This window comes from Pseudoalteromonas sp. AS71 (assembly GCF_038900275.1).
Classification (GTDB): Bacteria; Pseudomonadota; Gammaproteobacteria; order Enterobacterales; family Alteromonadaceae; genus Pseudoalteromonas.
In genome coordinates this window covers 1-19006 of the sequence record NZ_JBBMQZ010000031.1, presented here as the reverse complement: position 1 = coordinate 19006, position 19006 = coordinate 1, and the positions used below count along the sequence as shown (strand labels likewise).

Annotated in this window: 14 protein-coding genes; 11 read left to right on the top strand and 3 right to left on the bottom strand. The window is 39.3% G+C overall.

Features of this window, described 5'->3' with window-relative positions:
• The first annotated feature begins 19 nt into the window (after positions 1-19).
• The 8 genes from pgi to WNY98_RS18630 all read left to right on the top strand — a co-directional run bounded on the left by pgi (position 20) and on the right by WNY98_RS18630 (position 11076).
• A complete protein-coding gene (pgi, locus tag WNY98_RS18665; RefSeq protein WP_342878627.1) occupies positions 20-1666 on the top strand; it encodes a glucose-6-phosphate isomerase in 1647 nt (548 codons plus the stop codon).
• 268 nt (positions 1667-1934) lie between these two features.
• Complete coding sequence (gene zwf, locus WNY98_RS18660) at positions 1935-3407, top strand: glucose-6-phosphate dehydrogenase (RefSeq protein ID WP_002961451.1); 1473 nt, start codon at positions 1935-1937, stop codon at positions 3405-3407.
• Positions 3408-3409: 2 nt separating this feature from the next.
• Positions 3410-4120, top strand: coding sequence for a 6-phosphogluconolactonase (gene pgl, locus WNY98_RS18655; RefSeq protein ID WP_197185908.1), 711 nt, complete (start codon positions 3410-3412; stop codon positions 4118-4120).
• 336 nt (positions 4121-4456) lie between these two features.
• Positions 4457-5161, top strand: a complete 705-nt coding sequence (locus tag WNY98_RS18650) for a SapC family protein (RefSeq protein ID WP_002961447.1) — start codon at positions 4457-4459, stop codon at positions 5159-5161.
• Between the two features lie 126 nt (positions 5162-5287).
• A complete protein-coding gene (locus tag WNY98_RS18645) occupies positions 5288-6319 on the top strand; it encodes an isoaspartyl peptidase/L-asparaginase (protein ID WP_342878626.1) in 1032 nt (343 codons plus the stop codon).
• A gap of 107 nt (positions 6320-6426) precedes the next feature.
• A complete protein-coding gene (hrpA, locus tag WNY98_RS18640; protein ID WP_342878625.1) occupies positions 6427-10314 on the top strand; it encodes an ATP-dependent RNA helicase HrpA in 3888 nt (1295 codons plus the stop codon).
• Positions 10315-10389: 75 nt separating this feature from the next.
• Entirely contained in the window at positions 10390-10770 is a 381-nt protein-coding gene (locus WNY98_RS18635; protein ID WP_024597850.1) for a response regulator, read from the top strand.
• A gap of 9 nt (positions 10771-10779) precedes the next feature.
• Positions 10780-11076, top strand: a complete 297-nt coding sequence (locus WNY98_RS18630; protein ID WP_007581065.1) for a PilZ domain-containing protein — start codon at positions 10780-10782, stop codon at positions 11074-11076.
• 30 nt (positions 11077-11106) lie between these two features.
• Here the strand turns inward: WNY98_RS18630 and WNY98_RS18625 are convergent, their stop codons facing one another.
• Entirely contained in the window at positions 11107-12297 is a 1191-nt protein-coding gene (locus WNY98_RS18625; RefSeq protein ID WP_024597851.1) for a class I SAM-dependent methyltransferase, read from the bottom strand.
• Between the two features lie 139 nt (positions 12298-12436).
• Between WNY98_RS18625 and WNY98_RS18620 the strand changes: the two genes are divergently transcribed.
• A complete protein-coding gene (locus WNY98_RS18620) occupies positions 12437-13093 on the top strand; it encodes an HD domain-containing protein (RefSeq protein ID WP_076924084.1) in 657 nt (218 codons plus the stop codon).
• Position 13094: 1 nt separating this feature from the next.
• Positions 13095-13541, top strand: coding sequence for a VOC family protein (locus WNY98_RS18615; RefSeq protein WP_294116785.1), 447 nt, complete (start codon positions 13095-13097; stop codon positions 13539-13541).
• 22 nt (positions 13542-13563) lie between these two features.
• On the opposite strand, the gene WNY98_RS18610 is transcribed toward WNY98_RS18615, so the two are convergent.
• Complete coding sequence (locus tag WNY98_RS18610; protein WP_342878624.1) at positions 13564-14562, bottom strand: two-component system response regulator; 999 nt, start codon at positions 14560-14562, stop codon at positions 13564-13566.
• 3 nt (positions 14563-14565) lie between these two features.
• Positions 14566-17898, bottom strand: coding sequence for an MHYT domain-containing protein (locus WNY98_RS18605; protein WP_342878623.1), 3333 nt, complete (start codon positions 17896-17898; stop codon positions 14566-14568).
• Between the two features lie 246 nt (positions 17899-18144).
• On the opposite strand from WNY98_RS18605, the gene WNY98_RS18600 reads away from it, so the two are divergent.
• A complete protein-coding gene (locus WNY98_RS18600) occupies positions 18145-18831 on the top strand; it encodes a SprT family zinc-dependent metalloprotease (protein ID WP_342878622.1) in 687 nt (228 codons plus the stop codon).
• The last annotated feature ends 175 nt before the right edge of the window (positions 18832-19006 follow it).

The following is a 19006-nucleotide window of genomic DNA, read 5'->3' as shown; positions in this document are numbered from 1 at the left end:
AAAATTAGAGGGTACTTACATGTCTAACCGAACGCAACTAGCAAGTTGGCAAGCACTGGAACAAAGTGCAGCTAAGATGAAACAAACACATCTAAAAACGTTATTTGCACAAGATGACACGCGCTTTTCTAAGTTTTCGACTCAAGTACCTGGCGTATTATTCGACTACTCTAAGCAACTTATTGATAACGATGTTTTTGCTAACTTAATGTCGCTTGCTAAAGAGTGCGATATTGCATCGTGGCGTGATAAAATGTTTAGCGGTGCAAAAATAAATATCACCGAAGATCGCTCAGTACTGCATACGGCCCTTCGTAATCGCGCTCACACTCCATTAATTGTTGATGGCGAAAACGTAACACAAGCTGTAGACAACGAATTAGCTAAAATTAAAGTGTTTGTTGAAAAAGTGCGTAGTGGTAAATGGTTAGGTTATACCGGTAAAGCGGTAAAAGATGTTGTAAGTATTGGTGTAGGTGGTTCTAACCTTGGCCCGCAAATGGCAACCGAGGCATTAAAAGCACTTGCTGATGATACGTTAAATGTTCATTACGTATCTAATGCTGACGGTGTGCAGATTTCATCTATATTGAAAGCCATTGACCCTGAAACAACATTATTTGTTATTTCGTCAAAAACATTTACGACGTCAGAAACCATGACAAATGCTAAAACAGCGGTTGATTGGTTTTTACAAACAACAAAAGATGAAAGTACAATTGCAAAGCACTTTGTTGCAGTAAGTACAAATTTAGAAAAAACGGCAGCCTTTGGTATCAGCGACGAAAACGTATTCACTATGTGGGATTGGGTTGGCGGTCGCTTTTCACTTTGGAGTGCGATAGGCTTACCAATTGCTTTATATTTAGGCTACGACGCCTTTGAAGCAATTTTAGAAGGCGCGTTTGAAGTAGATGAGCACTTTAAATCTGCGCCGTTTGAGCAAAATATACCATTAATTATGGCGTTGCTTAGTGTATGGAATACGAGCTTTTTGGGCTACACAGCGCAAGCTATATTACCATACGACCAAGCACTGCACATGTTGCCTGCGTATCTACAGCAAGGCGAAATGGAAAGTAACGGTAAACACGTTAACTTTGCAGGCGAAACGGTACCTTATACTACAGTTCCAATTATTTGGGGCATGACGGGTATTAATGGTCAGCATGCATTTTATCAGTGTTTACACCAAGGCAATGTAATTGTACCTGCAGATTTTATTGCATCAGTTAAACCACAAGTGAATGTTGATAAGCATCACGATATTTTATTATCTAACTTCTTTGCACAAACAGAAGCGATGATGAGTGGTGTAGATGCAGCGCAAGTTACTGCTGATTTAACCGCTAAGGGTAAATCGCAAGCAGAGATTGATGAGTTATTAAATCATAAAATTCATCAAGGCAATCGTCCTACAACGTCTATGCTATTAGATACAGTAGATGCTAAAACAGTGGGTCGTTTAATTGCACTGTATGAGCATAAGATATTTTGCCAAGGCATTATTTTAGAAATATGTTCGTTTGATCAATGGGGTGTAGAGCTAGGTAAAGGTTTAGCATCTAAAATTGAGAGTGAACTAACTGATGAGAGCGTGAAACACGCTCATGATAGTTCTACAAACGGCTTAATGGCGTACTACAAACAAAACCGTACGCAGTAAAAAATTCGCTTACGCAAGTAAGTAAACCGAGTACCTTTGAACGGGTAGCGCTGGAGTGCTTAGGGTCTGTATTTTTGTGAGAGGAGATACAGGGCCCCTAAGGCTCATTTAATAAGCGCAATGATAAAAATAATAATAAATCATCGATACAGAACAATTCAGCAGGCTTTTATTTAAATACAGCTATAAAAGCCATCTAATCTAGCAATAAATAGGCATATCCGCGCATTTATAAAATGTACTGGGTATCACAACGTAGAGAGTAACTATGCTTAATCCTTTTGATATTATAATTTTTGGGGGCGGTGGTGATCTTGCGTTACGCAAATTGCTACCTGCAATGTACAGAGCATATCAAGAAGGTAACTTACCTGAAGGCTCACGTATCCTCCCAACAGTTCGCGAAGAATCTAAACGTGCTGAATACGTAGAAACAGCGCATAAAGCATTACAAGAATTTTTAAGCAAAGGTGAGTTTAACGCTAAAGATTGGAAAGCGTTTTCTACTTTTTTAGTGCCAGTAGTAAGTAATGTTACAGAAGCAGACGACAACTGGGATGTGTTAAAAGGCATTTTAGATGAGCACGAAAGCACTAAGTCTCGCGTGTTTTATTTATCGCTTCCGCCTGCTGTTTACGGCACATGTTGTGAAATATTATCGACTAAAGGTTTAATTACACCTACATCGCGCGTTGTTGTTGAAAAGCCAATTGGTTATTGCGGTGATTCTGCTGAAGCAATTAACGGAAAAATTGCAGAATTTTTTAATGAAGAGCAAATTTTCCGTATTGACCATTACTTAGGTAAAGAAACAGTACAAAACTTAATGGCGCTGCGTTTTTCAAACTCATTGTTTGAAAATATGTGGGATGCTAAATCTATTGATAACATCCAAATTAGCTTATCAGAAACGGTTGGCCTTGAAAGCCGCGCTGGTTTCTACGATAAAGCCGGTGCACTTCGTGACATGGTTCAAAACCACTTATTACAACTACTTTGTTTAGTTGCAATGGAGTCGCCTAATAAGCTTAACGCTAATAGCATTCGTAACGAAAAATTAAAAGTATTAGAAGCACTTCGTCCACTTGTAGATGGCGATGTTGATGAAAATATTGTTCGTGGACAATACGTACCTGGTGACTTAAACGGTAAAATTGTACCGGGTTACTTAGAAGAGCTAAATGAAGGTTCTAGTAAAACAGAAACGTTTGTAGCTATTCGTGCGCACATTGATAACTGGCGTTGGGCAGGTGTTCCATTTTACCTTCGTACTGGTAAACGTATGGCTAAGCGCTGTGCAGAAATTGTGGTTGAATACAAAAAAGTATCTCACAATATTTACGAAGATAACGTGGGTAATATTGAGCCAAACCGCCTTGTTATTCGTTTGCAGCCAGAGGAAACAATTCAACTAACGCTTATGTCTAAGCGCCTTGATAATCTTCAAATGCAACTTGAGCCAGTAACAATGAATATTGAGCTTTCACAAGCTTACAGCAATGGTTTCCATTCAGATGCGTACAAGCGTTTAATGCTTGATGCCGCTGCAAATAACCCATCGTTATTTATTCACCGTGATGAAGTGCGCCAAGCGTGGAAGTGGATTGATCCAATTATTGATAGATGGCAAGGCAAAGGCAAACCTGCGCTTTACCGTTCTGGTAGTTGGGGTCCTGAAGATGCTGATGAATTATTAGCAGAAAACAACCACGTATGGTTTAACACAGGCGATAAGGTATAAGCATGGCAACATTAGTTGAAAAGTTTTTTGACGATAAAGACGCGTTAACAGCTGAGCTTTCTGCAACGCTTGAGCAATCACTACGTGATGGTATTAAAAATGATGGCCGTGCTGTATTGATGGTATCTGGCGGTTCGTCGCCAGCACCTGCGTACAAGCATTTATCAACGCTTGACTTAGATTGGCAAAATGTTGATGTTGCCATGGTTGATGAGCGCTGGGTAGACCCAAGCCATGAAAAAAGTAACGAAGCCTTTATTAAGAGTACGTTATTACAAAACTATGGTAGTGCTGCTAACTTTATCACTATGAAGAACACTGCTGCAACGGCCCAACAGGGCGCACAAGAGTGTGAATCTGCCTACAGCGAACTAAAAAAACCATATGACGTGACTATTTTAGGTATGGGTCCAGATGGCCACACAGCGTCGTTATTCCCAAATGCAGACGGTTTAGAGCATGGTTTAACAACCACACAATCAGTGTGTGCTATTAATGCAATACAAAGCGACGTTACAGGTAGTATTACTGAGCGAATGACGCTTACGTTAAATGCCATTGCGCAATCTAAAGTAGTTAAGCTTTTAATTAGCGGTGAAGAGAAACTCGCTGTTTATAAGCAAGCAAAAGCGGGAGGCGATGTTAATGACATGCCACTACGTGCGGTACTTAACCACCCAAGTATAAATATTGAAGTATATTGGGCACCTTAATTTAGATGCTAATTTAACTTTTAAAGGCCGCTTATATAAGTGGCCTTTTTTATTTGCTCAAATTTAAGCCTAAACACAACAAAAAAATAGACCTGTACTGTTAACCAATGTTAACGAATAATCGGTGTTTGTATTAAAAACAACCATGAAGTGTGTTGTTTTTGCACAAAATTTATGAGTTTTAGCTGTATGTTTTTTAGCAACGTTCAGATTTAGTTAAATTTTATTTTTTCATGGTTGTTGTCATAAAAGTTTCCCTTCCTTTTTTAGCTCAAAAGCATTAGCCTAAAGGCATTAACAATGAAACATATAAATTAAAATAAACGGAGCAGTAACATGGCGGAGCAACAAGTACAGCCTTTACACAACGAAAAACATGCCAATACTAAAATTCAAAACGGCATCAATGTAGAATTCATGAAAACTCAACACTTAGTGCCAGTAGTTGCACATGAGTTTGCACGTGTAGCAAACGAGTTTCCAATGTCATTCGTTAAAAACAACGAAAGCGGCACTTTTCAAGCAGTTGCTATGTTTGGCTTAGAGCCAGGCGAAAACCTTTTTGTAGAAGATGGTAAATGGACTGCAGCATTTGCACCTATGGCATCTACTCGTTACCCACTGGGCTTAGTTAAACACCCAGATCAAGATCAATACGGTATCGTAATTGACGAAGCAAGTGCGCTTGTTGGTGAAGACGAAGGTAACGCATTATTTGAAAACGGCGAAGAAACAGATTACCTAAAACGTCGTAAAGAAGCGCTTGTATCGTTTATTGAGTTTTCTCAAGTAACTGAAGCGTTCACTAAATTTCTTGCTGATAAAGAGCTACTAATTGCGCAAACGCTAACAGTAGACATTAAAGGCGAGAAAAAAGACATCAACGGTATTTACCTTATCGATGAGAAAAAGCTAAACGAATTAAGCGATGCTGATTTCTTAGAGCTTCGTAAACGTGGTTACTTAGCACCAATTTATTCTTTCTTAACGTCTACTCATCAAGTAGCACGTTTAGCGCGTTTAAAAGCAAAACAAGCTTAATTACAAACACGTTAAATTTAAAAAGCGCCTTAAGGCGCTTTTTTTATGCCATTAAACTCACTTTAGTTGAAATTAAGCTCTCAACCATTCACATTAGTTTATAACTTCCCCATAAAAGAACTTATTATGAAAACACCCTTATTAGCAATTTTTGCGAGCAGCCTTTTTGCTTTAAGTAATAGCGTATTAGCAGCAGAGACTCCATTTGCCATTGCGATTCATGGTGGGGCAGGGACCATCGAAAAAGCACGGTTTACACCCACTCAAGAAAAGCAGTACCGCGCTAAATTAAGTGAAGCAGTAGAGACAGGCTATAAAGTATTGCAGCAAGGCGGTGAAAGTTTAGATGCGGTGATAGCGGCCATTACAGTATTAGAGCAATCGCCTTATTTTAATGCAGGACGCGGAGCGGTATACACTTACGATGGCGGGCATGAACTTGATGCATCTATAATGGATGGCCGAAACCGTGAAGCAGGCGCTGTTGCAGGTGTAAAACATATTGAGAGCCCGATTAAATTAGCACGTTTGGTAATGGATAACTCCGTGCATGTAATGCTCAGCGGCCAAGGCGCTGAGGAGTTTGCTAAAGAGCAGGGCGTTGAGCTTATTGAAAATAACTTATTTGATACTGAGCCTCGTTACAAAGCACTTTTAAAAGCAAAACAAAAATTAGATGAAGCCAAAGCAACCAGTAAAGAGTACCAAGCCGCGCACAAAGCATTACCCAATAACTATAAAATGGGCACGGTTGGTGCCGTGGCACTTGATAAAAACGGTAATTTAGCAGCTGGTACATCAACAGGCGGTATGACCGCAAAACGTTATGGCCGTGTGGGTGATGCGCCAGTAATTGGGGCAGGAACATTTGCTGAAAACGAATCGTGTGCTGTATCGGCAACTGGGCATGGTGAATATTTTATTCGCTATAACGTAGCTAGCGATATATGTGCGCGTGTTAAGTATCAAGATAAAACCATAGCTGAAGCTGGAGATGAAGTTATAAACGGTGTGCTTAAGCCTATAGGTGGGACTGGCGGCGTTATTATTATTGATACTAAGGGGAATATTAGCTTGCCGTTTAATACCTCGGGCATGTATCGCGCGAGTAAATCGAACACACAAGCGACTTATGTCGGAATTTTTAACGACGAATAGCCCATAAGTACATATATCTGGGCAGTTATGCGCTTTGTAGGATTAACCCTGAGCATTTAGTTTGATACAATTAATGCTCTATTATTAAAATTTTATAAGGTATGCGGGTGGTTAACCTAGGTCAGTTGTTTGGCGAGCTAAAAACGTGCTTAAAAAAAGATCAATTTATTTTAAAAAAACGCTTACATGGTGTAAAAAAAATAACCGATGAAAACAAGCATGCCAACGCGCTTGAAAAAATAGCGGCTGATATAACCCGTAGCCAAGAACTGCGAGCTAAGCGCTTAGCGGGTCTTCCTAAAGTGACTTACCCTGAGCAATTGCCAGTAAGCCAAAAAAAGGAAACAATTAAAGACGCCATTGCAAATAACCAAGTGGTTATTATTGCCGGTGAAACGGGCTCTGGTAAAACAACGCAAATTCCTAAAATGTGTTTAGAGCTTGGCCGCGGTGTTGATGGCTTAATTGGCCACACGCAACCACGACGATTAGCTGCGCGAACCGTGGCTAATCGTATTGCTGAAGAAATGAAATGTGAACTTGGTCAGCAAGTCGGTTTTAAAATTCGTTTTAGCGATCAGGTTTCTAATAATACCTACGTTAAACTAATGACTGACGGTATTTTACTGGCAGAAATTCAGCAAGACCGATTTTTAAATCAATACGACACCATCATTATAGATGAAGCGCATGAGCGTAGTTTAAACATCGACTTTATTTTGGGTTATTTAAAAAACCTACTTCCAAAACGCCCTGATTTAAAAATAATTATTACCTCTGCGACCATCGATCCTGAGCGCTTTTCAAAGCATTTTGATGATGCGCCTATTATAGAAGTATCGGGTCGTACTTTCCCTGTGGACGTGCGCTACAACCCAACGACTGATATTAATAAAGATGATATGGAAGCCGAGGGCGATCAGCTGCAAGGTATTTTTGATGCCGTTGATGAACTATGCGCCGAAGGCCCAGGTGATATACTAATATTTTTAAATGGTGAGCGTGAGATACGCGATACCGCTGATGCACTTAGCAAGCGTAATTTAAAACACACTGATGTATTGCCACTATACTCGCGCTTATCTAACGCAGAGCAAAACCGTATATTTGCGCCACATTCTCGTCGTCATATTATTTTATCGACCAACGTAGCCGAAACGTCACTAACCGTGCCGGGTATTCGTTATGTAATAGACCCAGGTACTGCGCGTATAAGCCGCTACAGTTATCGTACAAAAGTTCAGCGCCTGCCAATAGAACCTATATCGCAAGCAAGTGCTAATCAGCGTATGGGTCGTTGTGGACGTGTTGAAGCGGGTATTTGTATACGCTTGTACTCTGAGGATGATTTTTTATCGCGCCCAGAGTTTACCGACCCTGAAATACTGCGTACTAACCTTGCATCTGTTATTTTACAAATGTTGGCACTCGGGCTTGGTGATATGGCGCAATTTCCGTTTGTGCAAGCACCAGATAGCCGTAATATAAGTGATGGTTTATCGTTATTAGAAGAACTACAAGCCGTAAAGCCAGACAAACGTGATAGTAAAACGAGTTTAACTCAATCGGGTAGAGAGCTAAGTCGATTACCGGTTGACCCTCGTTTAGCTAAAATGGTGCTCACAGCTCACAAACTTGGTGCGCTGCGTGAAGTGATTGTTATTGTGGCGGCACTGTCGATTCAAGATCCACGCGAACGCCCGCAAGAAAAACGTGCTGCAGCCAATGAAAAACACGGCCGCTTTGACGACCCAGATTCAGACTTTATCGCTTTTTTAAACTTATGGAATTACCTAGAAGAGCAGCAAAGCGAGCTAACTAACGGCCAGTTTAGAAAGCTGTGTCAAAAAGATTTCCTAGCCTATATGCGCCTGCGTGAGTGGCAAGATATTGTTTATCAAATAAGTACTGTGTGTAACGAAATGGGCATGAAAGCGACCAGCCAAGCGGCTGATGGCGAACTTGTCCATAAAGCGTTATTAAGCGGAATGCTGAGCCACATTGGCTTTAAAGATGATAAACAAATATACAAAGGCGCACGTAATAGTCAGTTTCATATTTTTCCGGGTTCAGCTTTATTTAAAAAGAGCCCTAAATGGATTATGTCGGCAGAGCTGGTAGAAACCAGTAAGTTATATGCCCGCACAAATGCAAAAATAGATATTAACTGGGTAGAACCATTAGCACAGCATTTAGTAAAACGCAGCTACACAGAGCCACACTGGGAGAAAAAGCCAGGTGCGGTAATCGCGTTTGAGCAGCAAACTTTGTACGGCCTACTTGTTGTAAATAAACGCCGCTGTGTTTATAGCAATATTGACCCTAAAGTAAGTCGAGAGCTTTTTGTACGCACCGCATTAGTTGAGCAAGAGCTGGGTTTAAATGAGAGCTTTTTAGCGTTTAACCGTGAACTAATAGAAGATATTCAAGTTCTGGAAAATAAGTCGCGTCGCCGTGATATTTTAGTTGACGAGCAAACGTTATTTGAGTTTTACGATAAAAAAATTCCCAAAGAAATCAATAACCGCGCTGCATTTTTAAAATGGTATAAAACACAAAAACAACAAAATAAACATTACTTACATATGACTCGTGAAGAGTTAATGCAGCATGGCGCAAGTAATATTACTGAGTTTGATTACCCTGACACATGGCAGCAAGACAATATTATATTACCACTTGCTTATCATTTTGACCCAGGACAAGCGGTTGATGGTGTTACGGTACAAATACCGGTAGCGCTGTTGAATCAAGTACAAGAGAGTGGTTTTGACTGGCACATACCTGCATTTAGACATGAGCTAATAAGTGGACTTATAAAGTCATTGCCTAAATCGCTGCGCCGTAATTTTGTGCCAGCACCAAATTATGCAGATGCAGTGCTTGCAGCCATTGAGCCAATGCAAGGGGGCTTAATTGATGCTTTAGCTACGCGTTTATTAAGAATGACAGGTGTGAGAGTTGATATGGAGGCGTGGGATTTAACAGCCCTTGCGCCGCATTTGCGATTACAGTTTGAAGTACGTGATGAACACGATAAGTTACTTGCCCGTGGACTTGATTTAGCCAAACTTAAAGCAGAGCTGCAAGGTGAAGTAACCGAAACATTGTCTAAAGTAGCCGATAAAGGCATTGAAAAATCAGACCTAACACAATGGGACTTTGGTGAGCTGCCAGCGTCATATGTTAAAAAACAAGGTCAATACGAAATAAAGGCGTACCCTGCGCTGGTGGATAAAAAGTCAGCCGCTGCAGTAGAGCTTTTTGATAGTGAAGCAAAAGCGCAGCAAGCGCATCAACAAGGTTTGCGCCGTTTAGTATTGTTAAATGTGCCGTCGCCAATTAAGTACTTACAACAAAACTTACCCAATAAAGCAAAGTTGGGTTTGTACTTTAACCCATTTGGTAAAATAGCCGATTTAATTGATGACTGTATCGCCGCAGGTGTTGATAGCTTATTAGTGAAACACGGCGATATACGCGATGAAAAAGCATTTGAAACAGTAAAAGAGCAAATACGAGGTGAGCTCGGTGACTCAGTTGTATCGATTGCAACGCAAGTTGAGCAAGTATTGAGTATTGGGCACGCACTGCATAAAAAAATGAAAGGGCGCGTTGATTTAACCATGATAACTGCGCATGGCGATATAAAATCACAGCTTGAGTCACTTATATTTAAAGGTTTTGTGAGCGCGCATGGCGCAGATAAAATAACGGATTTAATTCGTTATTTAAAAGCGATTCAAAAACGCTTAGAAAAACTACCTGTGGATCCAAATCGTGATAGGTTATGCGTATTAGAGCTCGATAAAGTCGCTCAAGAGTACAAAAAGGTAGTTAATAAAACGCCTAAAGGGTTACCTATCCCACAAGAGGTAACCGCTATCTTTTGGATGCAACAAGAGCTAAGAGTGTCGCTATTTGCTCAAACACTTGGAACTCCTTACCCAATTTCGGCTAAGCGAGTACTTAATGCGATAAAAGAGATAGAATAAAACTTGCATTTTCTATTAAGCTTAGTACCTTAATAGGAGGATTTATTTTTGTTTTGAAAAGGAAGCGACATAGTTATGTCCTCATCGATTGAACATAAAACAAAGCGACTTTTAGTGGTAGACGACGAGTATTTTAATTTTGAAATGCTTAAAGCAGCACTGGCGTCGAAATTTGATGTTAGTTATGCAGATTCAGGGCAAAGCTGCCTTGCATCGGCAATTGCGAGTCCGCCAGATATAATTTTGCTTGATGTTTGTATGCCAGGTCTTGATGGTTATGATACATGCCGAATGCTAAAACATACACCTGAAACAAAAAATATTCCTGTTGTTATGGTATCGGGCCTTGAGTCTCCATCTGAAAAGCAAGCAGGGTTTGATGCTGGTTGCAATGCATATGTTGTAAAGCCATTTTCAGTGGGTGCTTTATTGGAAGAAATTAACACGGTTGTTTAGAGGTAACGTATGTTTACTGATGATAAGCGAAATTTTAGACGCATGCAGATCAATACACCTGCAAATTTAACGACGATAGAACCCATAGCGGGTTTAAGTTTTGCCGCAGAGTGCGTGGATTTAAGTGCAACAGGTTTATCAATTCATTTAGATGAATTACTTGAACCTAATACATTACTGACGGTGAACATTGATTCAACTCACCCAAGTATTGCGCCTTTAAATGCAACAGCAAAAGTAATACGTGCCAGCAAAGAAGATGATGGCACGGTAACAGCAGGTCTTGAAATTATTCAGTTTAACTAAGTTGAATCTAGTTAAACTCAATAGTAGATATTAAAAAACCTTACAGATTAAGCCTTTTAAGTAAAAGCCTTCAGGGTAGCTGCCAGCAATTGGATGATCAGCTGCCTGGTTTAATCGCTCCATTATAAGTAGGTCTTTACCTGCATCAAGAGCTGCATCGGCGACTACTTTTTGAAACAAGTTTTGTTCCATTAAACCAGAACATGAGAATGTTAGTAATGTTCCGCCTGGTTTTAGTATTTGCATGGCTATCATGTTGATATCTTTATAACCACGGCACGCACCTGTTAGCTGCGCTTTATTATCAGCAAACTTTGGTGGGTCCATTACGATGGTATCAAACTGTTTGCCTTCGTCGCGGTATTGGCGTAGTAACTTAAATACATCCTGCTTAACAAAGCTCACTTTATCTAAATCTAAGTTATTATGCTCAACATTACGTTTTGCAGTATCAAGCGCTGGCTGAGATACGTCTACGTTAGTTACATGCTCACATCCACCACGCAAAGCGTACAACGAAAATGTACCTGTATAACTAAAACAGTTAAGTACCGTTTTACCCTTTGAAAAACGCTCAAGTGCGGCACGGCTATCGCGTTGGTCTAAATAAAAGCCCGTTTTATGTCCGTCGATTATATCGACTTCAATTTTAAAACCGTTTTCATCAATAAGTACTGGTTGTGTTGGTTCATTACCCCAAAGAGCGCCTTTTATTGGCTCTAAGCCTTCTTTAGTACGTACTTCTACATCTGAACGTTCGTATATGCTAGAGCCTGGGAAAATAGACATCAACGCGCCAACAATCTCGCCTTTATGACGCTCGGCACCCGCACTTAGTAGTTGACACACTAATACGTTATCAAACTTATCGATTGTAACGCCTGGTAAGTAATCAGATTCAGCGGCACATAATCGAAACCCTGTTAATCCGCCTTCTTCTATTACTTGGCTACGTGCTTCTAATGAACGACGTAAACGGCGTTCAAAAAAGTTTTGATCGATGATTTCTTTTTCGTCAAAGCTCCAAACACGTGCGCGAATTTGTGAGTGAGGGCTATAAGCAGCAGTTGCTAAAAATTTACCTTCACTGTCGTGAATCGTTACTGTGTCGCCTAATCCTGGTTTACCTTTAATTTTTTTGATGGCTTTTGAAAATAACCAAGGGTGTTTTCTTTTTAATGATTTATCGCGACCAGCTTGTAGGTAAACGGCAGATGACATAAGGCTTCTCAGTAGTAATAAATAAGCGCTGTATTTTAGTCAAGCAGCGAGCAACATACAATGAATGTTTTGCAAGGGGGGCATAAAGCACGGTAAAGTACGGATAATTTACCGATTCATTAGCTTTTGGAACCTAATAGTGCCTGACGCCGTTTTAAGCCCCGATTTAAAAATACTTAATTCACAATGTAGAGAATTTATAACTTCTTTAGTGCATGCCGATGTAGCTCACGATATTACCCATATAGAACGCGTGGTACGTGTTGCAATACAGCTATGTAATGCAGAGCAGGCAAACATGTCGGTGGTATTACCTGCAGCGTGGATGCACGATTGCGTGGCAGTTGCTAAAAATCACCCTGATCGTGCAAAAGCCTCTACTATGGCAGCCGATAAAGCATTGGAATTTTTAAAATCTATTAATTATGACGAGTCACTTTTTGATGAGATTCATCATGCTATTGCGGCGCATAGCTTCAGCGCAAATATAAAAATTAAAACAGTTGAGGCGCAAATAGTACAAGATGCTGACAGAATGGATGCATTGGGCGCTATTGGGGTGAGTCGCTGCATGAAAGTAGGCGGATCAATTTCTCGGCTATTGTACAATCCAGAAGACCCTTTTTGTGTTGAACGCGAGGCTGATGATAAAAAATACACGCTTGATCACTTCTTCATAAAGTTATTACATATTGCCGACAGCATGAATACGCCATCAGCTAAAGCAGAAGCGAATAGGCGTACAACGTACATGCATGAATTTTTAGAGCAATTAAAGTCAGAAATAGGCGAGTAGCGTGAATAATACAAGCATACCTAAGTTATCTGGAATTGATCATTGCCATTTAAATGTTGATAACTTGGTTGGTGCCGTTAAGTGGTATGAGCGTGTTTTAGGTTTTAGTGTAGTACCCGAGCTTGCCTTTTGGGATGAGGACGGACGCGGCCCTTTAACACTTGAAGATACTAGTTCAACAACTCGTTTAGCACTTTTTGAAGGTGAGGGGCGTAGTAAAGGGATTGCATTTTTGGCCTCAGGGGATCAATTTATTCAATGGCTCAATCATCTTGAGGGTTTAAATGTAAAAGCAGTTTTAGCAGATCATGGTGTAACGTTTTCTATGTACTTTAAAGATGAAAGCGGTAATAGCCATGAAATTACCTCACATGACTACAGCTACATTAAGTGTATTTATAACGATGTGAAGCTTGGGTCGCACGTCAGTAAAAAACGTACTGATTAAATGAACACTAAGCATTAATTGCTTAGTGTTGTTGTTCTTGGTGCGCTTCTTTAATCGCAATAATATCGTCAATTTTCTCTATAAACAATTCAACTAATTTAGGGTCAAAGTGTTCACCGGCTTGTGATTGTATATGCTGAATTGTTTTTTCAACACTCCAAGCTTCTTTGTAAGGACGTTTCGAAGTAAGTGCATCAAATACGTCAGCTATAGCTACAATTCTACCTTCAATTGATATATCTTCGCCTTCAATTCCATTAGGGTAGCCAGTGCCATCCCACTTTTCATGGTGCTCAATAGCAAGTGTATGAGCGAGTTGTAATAATGGTGACGAGGAGTTTGCTAATATTTGCGCGCCAATTATGGCGTGCTTTTTCATATGATCAAACTCTTCAGAAGTTAACTTTCCAGGCTTGAGTAAAATGGCATCTGGGATACCTATTTTTCCTACATCGTGCATTGGAGCGGCTTGATGTAAAAGCTCTGCTTTTTGCTCATCCATACCTAGTGCTAACGCTAATACTTTACTGTATTGGCTCATACGAACTATATGCTCGCCAGTATCGGTATCTTTATATTCAGCAGCACGACCTAAGCGTTGTACTAAATCTACATGAGCTTGTTTTAATTGCTCTGCTTGCACTAGCGACAAGTGAGTTTTAACTCTAGCTCTTACAATAGCAGGGCTTATTGGCTTAGTAATATAATCTACGGCACCTAACTCAAAACCTTTATATTCATCGCTTTCATCGCCAAGCGCAGTAACAAATATAATGGGGATATGTGATGTTTTAGGGTTAGCTTTAACTATTTGACAGACTTCAAAACCATTCATATCTGGCATCATTATGTCGAGTAAAATTAGCTTTGGTAATTCTTTTTCAAGTAATGCCAGTGCAGCGTCACCCGATTTAGCAAACGACATACGATATTGATTACCTAACACTTCGCGCATTACTTTTAGATTTGCAGGCTCATCGTCAACAATTAATACCCGTGGCCTATCTGTCGTAAAATCCATTAATTAATACTCATTATTTGTTAGTTTTTCAAGCAAGGTTTCTAGTATTACGTGTGCTTTATCAAAATCAAATTCATCAAAGGCTTCGGCTATATCATTAACTTCATTTTGAAAAGATGAAGGGGCACCGCGTTGTAGTTTTGCTAGTAGTTCATCATTTAGCTCTGCGTTTTGTGCATCTTGAGAAAGTATTTCACACAATGACTTAACTTCATCTATTGATAATGTGTCTAAACTATTACCTTCAGACTTACTGCTTGGCTTGTCGCAAGTATTTGATGAGAGTAGTTGCGATATAACAGTTAGCTCGCTTTTTATATCGTCTAAAATACTAATAACTTTAGTATCATTTTGCTTTTGCTCTAAATCGGCTAATAACTTCATTAACGTTATTAGGCCCAAATTACCAGCAACACCTTTAAGAGTGTGGATGAGACTATCAGCATCTTTTATATTTGATAATTTATCACTGAATAATATTTCGAACCGCTTATTGCTATCACTAATAAATTTAGTGATTTCGGTAAGCTGCTTACACTTAGAGCCCCACAGTGCTAACCCTTTTTCAAAATCTATATGCTGTGCTTTAGGATCGCTTTGCGATATAACCATTTCTTTTGCGATACCAAGGCCAAGGACTTGTGCTATTTCTTGGTTTAGTTGGTTTATATCAATAGGCTTATTAGCAAAGCCATTCATGCCTGCTTTTTTAGCGGTTAGTTTATCTTGCTGTAGTACACTGGCAGTGAGCGCAATAATTGGTGTGTACTTAATTTGTCTTTGGTTTTCTATTGCTCTTATTTTTTGCGTTGCTTGTATGCCATCACACAATGGCATATGTATATCCATTAAAATGACATCAAAGTCTTGTTCTTCAAATACTTTTATCGCCTCGAGCCCGTTTGATGCCTTGGTAACGGCATGCTGGTCGCGCGAAAGGAGCAAAGAAAGTAGTTCTGTATTTTGTTCAATATCGTCAACTACCAATATTCTAAGAGCTGGTAACTGGGTGTGTAGACCATCAAAATGATCTATTTTAGTTTCGTCACCTATAGCAAGTGGCATTGAAAAGTAAAAGCAGGTGCCTTTACCTAATTCGCTGACCAAGTTTATTGTTCCGCCCATAAGCTCTACAAGTTGTTTGCTTATGGTTGTACCAAGACCTGTTCCACCAAAGCGGCGCGTAGTAGTGCCATCGGCTTGCTCAAAAGGTTGGAACACTGCTTGAATACGATCTTTTGCAATGCCAATACCGGTATCTTGTACTTCAAAAAACAGATGCTGATTTTGTGTCACGCCAACGGTTACGGTAACAGAGCCTTTTTCGGTAAACTTAATAGCGTTACCAATTAAATTAGTAAGTACTTGCCTGAGTCGATCCGGATCGCCGTAATAAGTAGCACTTACTGATTCTTTAATGTGAAGTTTAAGTTCTAAATCTTTCTTTTTAGCTTCTAGCCAAAAAGTAGAAATAATACTGTCTATTACTGGTTTTAAACTAAAATGTATTGGCTCAATAGTAAGCTTACCGCGCTCTAGTTTTGCGGAATCGAGAATTTCATTTAATAATCTAAGTAATGAACGAGCCGCATTATTCACAGTAACTAAATGTTTTTGTTGTTCTTGATCGAGTGGTGTGTCCATTAATAGGTCGCTAAAACCTATTATAGAGTTCATAGGTGTGCGTATTTCATGGCTCATATTAGCCATAAAAGATTGCTTTGCATGAGCGGCTTCTTCAGCTTTAAATTTAGCCTGCTCTAGTTTTTCTTCATATTCTTTGCGTTCAGTAATATCAACTAAAACACCATCAATCCACTTTGCTTGACCTTGGGGATCAAAGTCGATACTGCCTTTATCTAAAAGCCATAAGATTTTGCCGTTTCTATGGCGAATCCTGTATTCGATTGAGTACTGACGTTTTTCATCTACTGCTTTAGTTACGGCATCTACAATAGGCTGCTGATCGGATTTTAAAATCAGATCGTTAAATTCAATGCAATGTTCAGTAAATTCATTTGGATTATAACCCGTTAACTCGTTGATGCTCGGGCTGATAAAAAGCATGGTCCAGTTATCATCAAACTTACACCTAAAAGCTACACCTGGCATGTTATCCATTAAAGAGCGGTATTTTTGTTCTTTTTCCTCAAGGCTTTTTTGTAAAGCTCGCTGCTCTGATAAGTCTGTAATGAAGCCAACGTATAGAGGATTTTGCCCTGGCTGATTAACTTCTCCAATCCCCAAGCGAATAGGGAATAAGTGGCCGTTTTTGTGTTTAGCAAAAATTTCACGGTTAACACCAATTACTTTACCTAAATCAACATTTTTAGCATGTAAAAGATAGCTATCGTGATGTGTCGCGATAGCATCATCCATTAGCATCTTAATATTATGATTTTGTACTTCATTTTCATGCCAGCCAAAAATTTTACTGGCTGATTCGTTAAAACTTAAAATAATGCCTGTATGATCAATCGTTACAATTCCATCAATGGCTGTGCCTAAAATTGCGTTTAAGCGAGACTCGTCTGCTGACTTTTCTTCGAGCAACATACGGTATCGAACCATGCCATTTATAACTGCCACAATACTCGTGATTGCAATTGTTGCAGTTGCTACAGCAATAGCTACAAAGGTGAGGCCTGAATTAGCATTTACATCATCGTAAATGAGTGGAGAAGTTGCTACAAATCGTGTTGCAACCATTCCCATATAATGCATGCCAGCAACAGCCAATCCAAGAATTGTTGCGCTGATTAAATTATTTTGCAGCGGTGTTAGGCCTGGTAAAACACGTTCAAGATTAAAGCGACTGTACAAAGCAATAAAAGAAAGAACAACGGCAACTATAATTGATAAACCAAATGTGAGAGGGTCGTACCGAAGAAGTGGAGCAAGCTCCATTGCGGCCATACCACTGTAATGCATAGTGCCAATACCAGCGCCAAGTAGCACGGAACAAATAGATAATACTTTTAAGTTACCATTACTGTTCACCAGCATCGATATTGCATACTGACAAGCAAAAAATGCGGGTAAAAAAGACAGCAGTGTAATGGTTGGATCGTAACTAATGTTGGTACACAATGAAAATGCGAGCATACCGATAAAATGCATACTCCAAATGCCGGCTGAAAAAACAGTCGCTGCGGTCATATTTGCTATACGTTGATAACCAGGGAACTCAGTTTCTTTTGCTAAATCGATAAGGCGGGTAGTAAAAAAAGCTGCAAAAATAGCAATCAGGATAGACATTGAAACTAAAACAGGATCATAAACGCCATTAATAATTAAGCTTGGGTCTTGGTCAGTAATGAAAAAAGCTGATAACATAATGGCTCAAAATATAGTCTTTATTGCACAAGTTTAATCTAATTTACTAATAAATAAACTGTTAATTAAGTTAACCGTCTAAAATAATGTCTTTATAACTTTATACTACCTTTTAATCAGCAATTATTGTTTTTCTAAATCTGTTTTTTTGTTTTAATATCACACATTTTATAATGTTAAGTTTTAATACGCCTGTTTTTAGCCTACGCAGGGTTGAGTTATAATAAAAAGTTTATGAGAAATTGAGTGTTTGAATATAAGTTAAAGAAAAGTGTTAGACGCAAAACAGTTGCTATAAAAGTACACAATCAAAATGTGACTGTGTATGCACCACATTTTGTCGCAAAAAAGCAAATTGACACTTGGTTATTTGACAAACAAGAGTGGGTTGAAGAGCAATTAAAAAAACAATTTTTAATTGAGGACACTAAGCAATACCCTTTTGAATCGAGAGAGATTTGTGTTTTTTCAGAAACTATTTATTTGAAACTGGACTCAGGCCAAGATTCTAAAGTAATCCCACATGATAACCATTTACTCATTACAATATCTCCTCGAGTTAAAAACACTTCTCAAAAGTATCAACAGCTATTAGAGACTTATCTAAAAGAGCAGCTTATTGCTTATATAGAAATGCGTTTAGCGTATTTTTGCACTCAGATGAATGAAGAGCTACCGAATGATCTAAAAATAGGGGTTTATAAGCGAAAGTGGGGGAGTTGTAATAGTAAGCGAGAACTCACTTTTAATTTGCATCTTATCGGTGCTCCTTATCATGCTATAGATTATGTGATTGTTCATGAACTTGCTCATCTAAAGTATTTGAACCATAGCAAAGCTTTTTGGCAACGAGTAGAGGCGTTTTTCCCCGATTACAAAGCATCCTCTAATTGGTTAAAACAAAATGGTATGAGTTTGCAGTGGGTATTTTGATACTGCTGAATATAGGAATATAGGAATATAGGAATATAGGAATATAGGAATATAGGAATATAGGAATATAGGAATATAGGAATATATGAATAGTAGAGAAGTGGTGGAGGGAGCTGGATTCGAACCAGCGAAGGCTGAGCCGTCAGATTTACAGTCTGATCCCTTTGGCCGCTCG